Origin of the sequence: Paratissierella segnis (genome assembly GCF_014385195.1) — a bacterium.
Classification (GTDB): domain Bacteria; phylum Bacillota; class Clostridia; order Tissierellales; family Tissierellaceae; genus Paratissierella; species Paratissierella segnis.
Genome location: NZ_JACRTG010000022.1, coordinates 1 through 8218, shown reverse-complemented (window position 1 = coordinate 8218; position 8218 = coordinate 1). Strand labels below are relative to the sequence as shown.

Here is an 8218-nt window from a genome sequence, read left to right as displayed (position 1 = left end):
TACGTTGATCCTATGAAGGTATTAGCTGCTAAAGTGATTGAATTTAGTGGTAAAAAATTGAAGAAAGCTTGATTGAATCGGAGGGTCATGGCAATGAAAAAGGTTGCATTTATCTATAAAAACAGAGAAAATCAAGAAGTTATCTCTTATTTGGAAAATACCTTATATCATATATTTGAGGGGTATATAGAGATAAGAAGTTATTTTATTGGTGAACTGCTACCCAATGAACAAATTGAAGCAGATGCATATCTTCTAGTTTATGAGGACATGATTTACAAACTTAGAAACCACATATCAAATTTTTATAAGGTCATATTACTCGGAAGAAGCATAAGAAAAGAATTTTTACACGATATGCTTGAGATTCCCAAAGATACTAAAGTACTTATTGTAAATGATACCTATAAGACTGCTATACAAACTACCTATACAATTTATGAACTTGGTATCAGCCATTTAAATTTAATTCCATATAATAATAAATTGGCAGCTAGTGGGAAATACAATGAGATAGAATATGCTATTACACCTAATGAAGAAAATTTAGTTCCTAAAACGATTAAGAGGGTTGTTAATATAGGATACAGGGAAATAAGTTTTGAAACATTGCTCAAATTGATGAGAAAACTTAATCTTGATAATGACGTTATAAACAGAAATATAATCAGGCATTTACACACAATCATAGAACCGAATACTGACTATCATGATAATTATTATAACAGTTATCTTAAGGGAAAATTGTTAAATAGTGTGGTGGACACTTCTTTAACAGCCATCGTTATGTTGAACGAAAGCCTTAAAGTGGTTTATTCCAATGATAAGGCAAATTCCATATTTGATTTAAATATGAATACTCAATTTGAATATATTGATAATGAGCTTATTAAAGGTAAAGATTTAATAAATTATCCTTTAGTTTTAGCAGATGGGAACTATATATTTAAAAAAACCACTATAAGACTGGGGGGTGAAAAAATAGGTTATTTATTAAATTTGGATAGTGAAAAGACATTACATGACATAAAAAACAATCTTAAAAATTATAATGTAAAGAAGGGACTAATTGCTAAACATACTTTTCAGGATATTGTTTTCAAATCTGATTCTATGGCAGAATGTATTGATGCTTCAAAGAAGGTAGCTAAAACAGATTATACAATTTTAATAAGGGGAGAAACAGGCACTGGAAAGGAATTGATAGCGCAAGCTATACATAATTATTCTAATAGAAGAAATGCACCTTTTGTTGCTGTGAATTGTGCAGCCATACCTGAGACACTACTTGAAAGTGAATTGTTTGGCTATGAAGGGGGTTCTTTTACAGGAGCTCAAAAAAATGGGAAGCTAGGGTTTTTCGAACAAGCAGATACTGGGACTTTATTTTTAGATGAGATAGGAGATATTTCACCCAATCTACAAACGAGGCTACTACGAGCGATTCAGGAAAAACAAATCATGCGAATAGGTAGCGATAAGGTAATTGATGTGGATATTAGAATTGTTGCAGCTACCAATTCAAAATTAGAAGAAACTGTGCAAAAAGGGAAATTTCGTGCGGATTTGTTTTATAGATTAAACGTGATTCCTATATTTTTAAAACCATTAAGACAAAGGAAAGATGACATTTTACCTTTATTAAAAATTTTTCTCGGTAAAGATTACAATAATGTTACTAAAGGTGAGGAAAAATTGTTAGTAGAATACCAATGGCCAGGAAACATCAGGCAACTTCAAAGTGCTGCTTTGTATTATAAAACACTTTGGAAATTTCCTGAATATTTGTATGAAATAAAAAACAGAACAGCTACTGATCCTTTTGAATCAGTAGGTTCTGTTAAAGGTAAAAATAATGTTGACGAACGAATACCTGTTGACGTACATGATGTTATTCATAAGATTTTAACAGAAATATATGAAAATACTCAAGCTTATCATGGAATAGGGCGCAGTGCAATAATTGGAAATTTGAATATGCAGGGTATTAAAATTAGTGACGCCAAATTGCGAACAATATTATCCAATCTTGAAACTCAAGGTCTTATATCCATAAAGCGTGGCCGTTGTGGTACACAGATTACGAAAAAAGGTATCCAATTTATGAAACAAATGGGAACTAATTTTTTTTAAAAAATACGATGTCGTCAATCAAAGGCTCAAAACGAATTCTTAGACCGATGCTTTTCTGTTCCTCATTGCAAATAAAGTTCAATGGAATGGACATGGTCAATATATCCTCCTTTACATTATCAACTCGGAAATTACCCGACCAATAAGGTTTTATAAGTAAAAACATGTCTCGGTATTTCATATATAATTTATCGTCTTGAGATACTATTTTCATAAAACCATATCCAGAATTATAATATATGCCTTCATATGAGTGTGCCATATATGATTTCATAAGCTTGTGAGATGGCATTTCGTTTGGAATAGCATCCGGATAAATAGAATGAAAGACATCAACGTGACAATCTTTATAGTCTTCCGCTGTGGGTTTTTTGTCATCTCTGAATTTGTATGTCCAGTTAATCCTAGGGAGATTCAACAGAGAATCTATGGTGCTGTAAAGAATCGTATGCATAATAGCAACGGTAGGGGAATGTAAGTTCATCATAATTGAGATTCCTAAATCATCATCTGGCATAAAGGCTTGTATACAGCTATATCCTTCGATTTTTCCTGTGTGTCTACAAATTGATTTTCCCCTGTATTTACCTGTTTTCCATCCCATTGCGTATCCATCTGTAGCATATAATTCCGAATCAGACTCAAAATAATCTTCGAAATCCACTTGTTTAGTGATCATAGTTTTAAAAATATCCTCTGGAATCAGCTGAATTCCATTGCTCGTTCGTCCTTTATTGATAAGGAAGGTCAGCCATTTACTCATATCTATTGCCGTACAGTTAACGGATGCAGCTGGAGCGACAACATCCACATTCCAGACAGGAAGTTTAGTAAGCTTACCGTCCAATACCTGATATGGATGAGCAAAATTTCTAAAATCTGCCATCTCCTTTGCTTGGCAATTGGCTAGAGTCATATTTAATGGATTAAATAAATAATTTTTCATTAAGTCAGGCCATGATTGTCCAGTTACGGTTTCTGCAATATAGCCTATTACAGCGTAGATGATATTGCTGTATTGAGGTTTGCTTCTAAAAGGGGAGTTAGGTTGAAGATGTGAAAAGAGTTGAGAGAATTCTTTCAACGTTTTTGGTACAGGCCATATAGCATCATGTCCGCCAAGACCTGTTCTGTGGCACAGCATATCTCGGAGTGTCATTCTCTTAGTTGCGTCTTCATCCATCATTGCAAAATCGGGAATGTAATTTATAATGGGGACATCATAATCCAATTTACCTTCAGCTATCAAAATGGCAATTACAGCAGAAGTCATGGCCTTTGAACAGGAAGCTATACCAAAAAGAGTAGTGTCCGTTACCCCCAGTTGGTTTTCTTTGTCTCTCCAACCAAAGGATTTAATATAAGGCTCATGGCCTTTTTTTACAATGCTCAAAGATAATCCTGGCACATTCCAGAAGTCCATTTCCCTTTTAATGAACTGTTCGTCGATATTCTTCATATATTAATACCTCCTATACGGATTTTAATAATGTTAAAGTATTGCAATTATTATACCATTAAAAAAGAAAAGGTGACAAAGATAAAGGCATATATTATCCTATATATTAAATACTCTGTTATCATATAAAATGACAGAGAATCACAATCATGTGCTTGATCAAAAAACACCGTATTAACTTTACATATAATTTTATATAAAATAGGTCTAAATAGGTTTAATTAGGATTAAAAAGCCTTTTTTAATATCCAATTTATAGATTTCACAGCTTTTCAACGATTTTTAAATTGGCATTATTTTTGCAATATTTAAAATATGAAGTATAGCATCATAAATTATAATAATATTTAAGGAGGAAGAAATATGAATCCAAAAGAAAATCTGGAAACAGCGGCTAAAGAAACTGGATTTAAAAGTGAAATCGGCGTTTTTGATGGCGTGAGCATCATTGGTGGAATTATGATTGGTTCAGGAATTTTTTATTTAGGCTCATATGTATTGGAACGAACTCAAATGAGTATGGGATTGTCTTTGCTATGCTGGATAATTGGAGGAATCGTATCCCTGCTTGGAGGGCTATGCTTTGCAGAATTAGGAGCATCTTGTCCTAAATCAGGGGGGTTGGTTGTTTATTTAGATGAAGCTTATCACCCCATTGTAGGCTATATGTTTGGCTTCACAAGTTGGCTGCTCAGTGGTGCAGGATCAATTTCAGCAGTGGCCATTGCACTACCAACTGCATTGAGAGGATACTTTTCATTGTCAGATTTTGCAATAAAAGTAATAGCTATAGCATTAATTGTTGGATTGACGGCATATAATTCACTAGGAATTAAACAAGGGAAAATATTGCAGAATATCTCAATGATTGCAAAATTAATTCCTATTTTTTTAATTATATTTGGGGCACTTCTGTTCGGTAAGGAAAGTCCTGATTTAAGTTTTATCCCCGCCGGAAGTGGGAACGTTAGTTTTAGTGAAATAATTGGTATGATTGCATTTGCTACAGTGGCCACCCTATGGGCATATGAAGGTTGGACTAACTTAAATTCTCTTGCTGAAGAGATGAAAGATCCAGCGAAGAATTTGCCAAAAGCGTTATTGATTGGTATAGGGGCTATCACCTTGATTTATACTTTATTCAATTTTGCAATATACAAGGTTATTCCACATGAACAAATTGTAAACATGATTGAAGGCGGAAATTTATACCTAGGAACAGAAGCTGCAAAAAGTATCTTCGGCAGCATAGGTGGAAGTTTGGTGCTTACAACCATGATCATTGCCATGTTTAGTTCTCTAAACGGGATGATTATTGCTTTTCCCCGTAACTATTATGCTATGGCAAAAGAAGGTCATTTTTTTAAGAGTTATGGACAACTACATCCTAAATACAACGTTCCTACGACATCATTAATTGGTCAGGCGGTTATTGCAATTGTGTTAGTTCTTTTAAGAAATTTAGACCAATTAACCTCTCTAGTAGTATTTACCGGAATGCTATTCAATGTATTAGGAGTAGTGGCTGTTATTGTATACAGAAAGAAATTTCCAAATCTTGAACGACCTTATAAAGCCTGGGGATATCCTGTTACAGTCATTATTTGTATTGCCCTGTTTACAGGATTGATGATTAATAGTTTAATGGAAGATCCTATTACAGCTTTAATTGGGTTAGTAGTACCGGCTATTGGAGTAGTTGTTTATTTTATATTTGATAGGAAGCTAAAAGCAGAAAAAAATGCATTATAAATAAGGAGGCTTAAGAAATGGGTTTACCTAGAAACTGTGAAGTAAATATTCGTAGTAAATTTAAAAAAGGTGAAAGAAACCTAATTACAGATGTTCCCAATGTGAAAGTAGGGCATATAACTTTAACAAATGAAGAAAAGGACATTCATACAGGAGTCACAGCTATTTTACCCCATACAGGAAATATTTTCAGGAACAAAGTATTAGCTGGAACTTCAATAATAAATGGATTTGGGAAAAGTGTTGGTCTGATTCAGATTGAAGAATTAGGAACCATTGAAACACCGATTATAATGACAAATACATTTGGAGTAGGCACAGCTATTAATGCATTAACGAAATATATGCTAAAGGATAACGAGGACATAGGAACGACTACGGGCACAGTAAATTGCGTTGTTACAGAATGTAATGACGGTGAATTAAACGACATCAGAGGGATGCACGTTACAGAAGAGAATGTATTACAAGCATTGGAAAATTGTGCTGATGTATTTGAAGAAGGTGCAGTAGGGGCAGGTACCGGAATGTGTTGTCTAGGCGTAAAAGGCGGAATTGGATCGGCTTCAAGGATTGTATCCTGCGATGATAAAGAATATACTATTGGAGCAATTTTGATGTCTAATTTTGGAATGCCGGGAAATTTGATGATAGATGGCAGAAGAATTGATACTGAGCAAACAGTACCTAGAAGCATAGCTGAAAAGGGATCAGTTATTATAATCATAGCAACAGATATACCGCTCAATGAAAGACAATTAAAGCGGGTAGCAAAACGAGCCACCGTAGCTTTGAGTAGGACTGGTTCATTCATTGGAAACGGCAGTGGAGACATTGCAATTGCTTTTTCTAACACTAATATAATACCGCATTACAGTGAAAAAAATATCATTGAAACCAAGATGTTTTATGATGATGCCATAGACAAAGTTTTTGAAGCAACTGCAGAAGTGGTAGAAGAAGCAGTAATTAGTTCAATTTATCATGCTGGAACTGTAAAGGGCATCAGGGGTAAGGAAGTATTTGCTTTAAAAGAATTTTTATAGAATGGGAGGTAAAAATGAAAGTATTTATTAGTGCCGATATAGAGGGTGTGACTGGTGTTACCAGTTGGTGTGAAACAAGGTATGGAGGTCAAGGCTATGAATCTGCTTGTAAGCAAATGACTCTAGAGGTTGCAGCAGCATGCAGAGCAGCTATGAAACTTGGTTACGAAGTTGTTGTTAAAGATGGACACGAAGATGCTTTAAATATAGATATAGGACAACTACCTGAAGGTGTGCAGCTAATCCGAGGCTGGATGACCTCTCCGGCATCCATGATGGGTGGTTTAGATGAAAGCTTTGATGCAGCTATTTACATTGGGTATCATTCTCCGGAAGGAAGTGATACAAGTTCCCTCGCCCATACTATTGAACATGATTTATTCAACTGGATAAAAATCAATGGAGAATTAGCTTCGGAGTTTTTATTAAATGCACTTTGGGCAACAGCTCACAATGTTCCTTCTGTTTTTATTTCAGGAGACGCCGGTATATGCCAGCTTGCGAAAAAAAGTCACCCTGAAATTGTAACTGTAGCTACAAAGAAAGGAATTGGTAATGCTGCATGGAATATTCACCCAAAAGAAGCTATAGAAAAAATTGAAAAAGCCGTCAAAAAAGCATTGGAAGCTGAAATTGGATTAATGCCAATTGAAAAAGAATATAATATGGTTATTAATTTCAAAGAGCATCAAAATGCCAGAAGAGCATCGTGGTATCCAGGAGCAAAACAAATAGACAGTAATATGGTGGAATATATAGCAAAAACACCTTGGGAATTAAGTGTTGCACATATGTTCATGACCGGAATATAGAAGCTTTTTGATTTTTTACTACCTGTTATGACAAATATTTGTATTGTATAAGAAAGTAGAATGATTATAAGGAAGCGCTTTATAATGAAAAATGGTTATGTGTACGATTTAATTATTAAAAATGCCAGAATTATTGATGGTACAAATGCACCTTGGTTTCGAGGAGATGTGGGAATAAATGATGGTAGAATAGAAAGAATTGGAATTCTTGAAGGAACTGATTCGAAAGAAACCGTAGATGCTGAGGATCGGTACCTTGTTCCGGGATTTATAGATATCCATTGTCACAGTGACAGTACTTTGTTTGATTACCCACTAGCGGAAAGTAGAATTTTGCAAGGGATTACAACAGAAATAGGTGGAAATTGTGGAATCTCCCCTGCACCAGTAAATCCTGACAAAGTAAAGTTGCTCAAGGATTATGCTGGACATTTGGAATATAATTGGAAAAGGCTTTCAGAGTATTTGGGAAGACTGGAAAGTGAAGGCACAAGTACTAATTTTGGAACATTGATAGGTCATGGTACCATAAGGCTGGCTGTCATGGGATTTGAAGACCGAAAACCCAATGAAATTGAAATGAAAGAAATGATTCAATTATTGAGGCAGGCCATGGACGACGGAGCATATGGTATGTCTAGCGGACTGATTTATCCTCCTGGATGTTTCTCTGATGTGGATGAAATGACAGAACTGGTTAAGGAATTGAAGAGTTATAGCGGATTTTATGCCACTCATATGCGTGATGAGGCCACAAAGACTGTGGAGGCTGTGAAGGAGGCTCTCGAGGTTTGCAAACGCTCAGGGGTGCCTCTGGAAATATCCCATCATAAAGTTACAAGGAAAACTCATTGGGAGCTTGACTGCAAAACAACTGTTGCAATGATTGAAAAGGCAAGGCGGGAGGGATATGACGTTACAGTTGATCAATATCCATACAACGCATCCTCCACAACCATGGATAGCAATGTTCCTCTTTGGGGCTTTGAAGGGGGAATGGAGAAAATGCTTCAAAG

The 8218-nt window shown here is 35.1% G+C and carries 6 protein-coding genes; 5 read left to right on the top strand and 1 reads right to left on the bottom strand.

The window, feature by feature from the left end; translation table 11 throughout:
- Positions 1 to 93: 93 nt before the first annotated feature.
- Positions 94 to 2133: a sigma-54 interaction domain-containing protein gene (locus H8707_RS10045; RefSeq protein WP_262430011.1), complete on the top strand. Its 2040-nt coding sequence runs from the start codon at positions 94 to 96 to the stop codon at positions 2131 to 2133.
- Here H8707_RS10045 and H8707_RS10040 read toward each other — a convergent pair.
- Positions 2120 to 3592: a serine hydrolase gene (locus H8707_RS10040; protein WP_262430010.1), complete on the bottom strand. Its 1473-nt coding sequence runs from the start codon at positions 3590 to 3592 to the stop codon at positions 2120 to 2122. The two genes, H8707_RS10045 and H8707_RS10040, sit on opposite strands and share 14 nt — an antisense overlap.
- 363 nt (positions 3593 to 3955) lie before the next feature.
- Here H8707_RS10040 and H8707_RS10035 point away from each other — a divergent pair, with 363 nt between their 5' ends.
- From H8707_RS10035 to H8707_RS10020, 4 genes are all read left to right on the top strand, one after another.
- Entirely contained in the window at positions 3956 to 5344 is a 1389-nt protein-coding gene (locus tag H8707_RS10035) for an APC family permease (RefSeq protein WP_262430009.1), read from the top strand.
- A gap of 17 nt (positions 5345 to 5361) precedes the next feature.
- Positions 5362 to 6390, top strand: a complete 1029-nt coding sequence (locus H8707_RS10030) for a DmpA family aminopeptidase (RefSeq protein WP_262430008.1) — start codon at positions 5362 to 5364, stop codon at positions 6388 to 6390.
- Between the two features lie 14 nt (positions 6391 to 6404).
- Complete coding sequence (locus tag H8707_RS10025) at positions 6405 to 7202, top strand: M55 family metallopeptidase (RefSeq protein ID WP_262430007.1); 798 nt, start codon at positions 6405 to 6407, stop codon at positions 7200 to 7202.
- An 84-nt stretch (positions 7203 to 7286) separates the two neighbouring features.
- Positions 7287 to 8218 (top strand): N-acyl-D-amino-acid deacylase family protein (locus tag H8707_RS10020; RefSeq protein ID WP_262430006.1); only part of this gene is annotated, 932 nt, incomplete at its 3' end.

Coding starts and splice junctions, on each gene's coding strand:
- H8707_RS10025 (WP_262430007.1), top strand. CDS start 6,405: ATGAAAGTATTTATTAGTGCCGATATAGAGGGTGTGACTGGTGTTACC.
- H8707_RS10045 (WP_262430011.1), top strand. CDS start 94: ATGAAAAAGGTTGCATTTATCTATAAAAACAGAGAAAATCAAGAAGTT.
- H8707_RS10040 (WP_262430010.1), bottom strand. CDS start 3,592: ATGAAGAATATCGACGAACAGTTCATTAAAAGGGAAATGGACTTCTGG.
- H8707_RS10030 (WP_262430008.1), top strand. CDS start 5,362: ATGGGTTTACCTAGAAACTGTGAAGTAAATATTCGTAGTAAATTTAAA.
- H8707_RS10035 (WP_262430009.1), top strand. CDS start 3,956: ATGAATCCAAAAGAAAATCTGGAAACAGCGGCTAAAGAAACTGGATTT.